This is a genomic window from Acinetobacter sp. YH16038, assembly GCF_013417275.1.
Taxonomy (GTDB): Bacteria; Pseudomonadota; Gammaproteobacteria; order Pseudomonadales; family Moraxellaceae; genus Acinetobacter.
The window spans coordinates 1-1,969 of record NZ_VPEG01000119.1 but is presented as its reverse complement, the minus strand read 5'-3'; the positions used below and the strand labels follow the sequence as shown (position 1 = coordinate 1,969).

General features: G+C 37.3%; 1 pseudogene. It reads right to left on the bottom strand.

The features are described 5' to 3' along the window. Positions 1-391 precede the first annotated feature (391 nt). A pseudogene (gene repM / locus FTV34_RS17140) lies at positions 392-1,318 on the bottom strand (replication initiation protein RepM); the annotation flags it as partial. Positions 1,319-1,969 lie beyond the last annotated feature (651 nt).

Below are 1,969 nucleotides of genomic sequence, written 5' to 3'. Positions count from 1 at the left end.
GAATGCACGCTTACGCGTTTCTCTCCGAGAAACAAAAAACCGACCTCTGAAAAAGATAAAAATAAGCCCCAAAAGTTGGGGCATTTTGAAATCTTTTTTAGAGGAGATTTTAGTTAGGTTTAAACCTTGATGTTTCACCTCTCAAAATCTCAAAAAATTGAGATTGTTGTTTTTCATCGAGAAGCATCGTTTTTAATCTGCTTTCAAAGTCTGCCATTTTTTCGCTATCTTTTTTCAAGTGCTTGTACCTTTTGTCCCGTGCAATGCTGAAAGCACAGCTCGAAAGATGAACGCTCCCCCTTGGGTCGAATGCAATAAATTTATGATCTTCGATAGAGTAGGTTTTGACTTGATCAACCAGTTTCACTGTTGATTGATTTTTCTTAGAACCGAAGCCAAGTTTTTCTAAAAGCGGATAAAACTTTTTAAATTTTTCAGGTTCTAACAGCATGTCTGCTATACGTTTCGCAAAATCTTGAAAGGATTCTGTACCCTCAGAGTATTTGCTCATTTCAGGCATTTCTGACAGCTTGTGAGCGAATAGGAAGCGTTGCGGATCTGTCATTTTGGTGAATAGGTCAGGCGTGTTTTGATCTCGTTGGGGAGATACTGATTTTTCAGAAATTTCCGTTTGTTTTTGCTTAAACTTGAAGGAAAATCCTGAAATCGCACGACCTGTTTTGTGCTGTTCGACCTTAACTTTAATGTCTGTTTTTTCATTAATTTGATTTATGGCAATGTCTAAAACTCGCTTTTTAAAATCGTTCATTTGTTTGTATTCAGTATCTAGAACACCAAGTTTTTGTCTAAATTTTTGTATCTCAATAATGGGTGTTTTACCTGTGCTACGCCAAGCAATCAATAATTCGTAAAGTCTTACAGCGTAAGCACTTGTAAGCCCTGAAACTTGTTCTATATCGTATTTTGTAAACTGTTCTTCTAGGCGAGTAATCAATGGAATGATGGCAGGGGCAAAAATTAATTTAACAACCGCCTCTTTCTCAACATAAATAACTTCACTCACCCATCTTGATTTATGGTGCTGGATATTTCCCTTATCGCTAAGGCTCTGATAACTGAATTGCCTTGCAAATAGGTCATCACAAGCATCTTTTAATGCTTGATATGCAGTATTTCTATGTGCCGAAAATTGATTGATGTAGCTTTCAGCGTGAATGATCAATGGGTCATTTGCGTTAATTCCCTTGCCACTTTGACGAGCTTCAATAATCGCTAAAAGTATTAATCTTTGCTCGACTAAATCGAGGTTATAACTCGCATTAATTAACGCATTATCTTTAACAACTAAATTACTCATTATGTGACTCTATTATTCTTAGACGTTTATGTGACTTTAATAATTAACGTCACAACATGCAAGGTAAACGTCACTTTATCTTTTGAAATTTTCATTTTTTTGCAAGGTAAACGTCACTTAATTGCAAGGTAAACGTCACTTAATGAAGCTTGAAACGCGCACACAGCAATGCTTTCAGCGTGTCTAAAAGCATTTAAAAGCTTAAAAGATTATTAAAAGCCAAAAAAAAATTAAAAAGCATTTAAAACTGCCCTATGTTTTCGCTTCGCTCAAACTCTATTGAATCTCGCTGCGCTCGATTCCTGGGGGCAGTTTTTTCAAATATCCACTAGGACGCTAAAAACAAGAATGGATTCGCTTCGCTCATAAAGCTTTATGCTCGCTTCGCTCGTCATGGAGCCAGTGGCTACAGTCGCTTCGCTCGTCATGGAGCCAGTGGCTACAGTCGCCTTGCTCTGTAAATCTCGTTATGAAGCAACAGGGAGCTTGTAATCAGGGAAAAGGCAGGGGCAAATTTTTATAACGCTCAGTCGCTCGTAGACACTCGCTCGGTTACTTGATCAATTTGTTTAGTTGTTCTTCAAAATCTTGCTTGTTTAAATCACCTGAAACGTACTGATCATAAAGTTTTTGATGATCTTCAGTGATTTC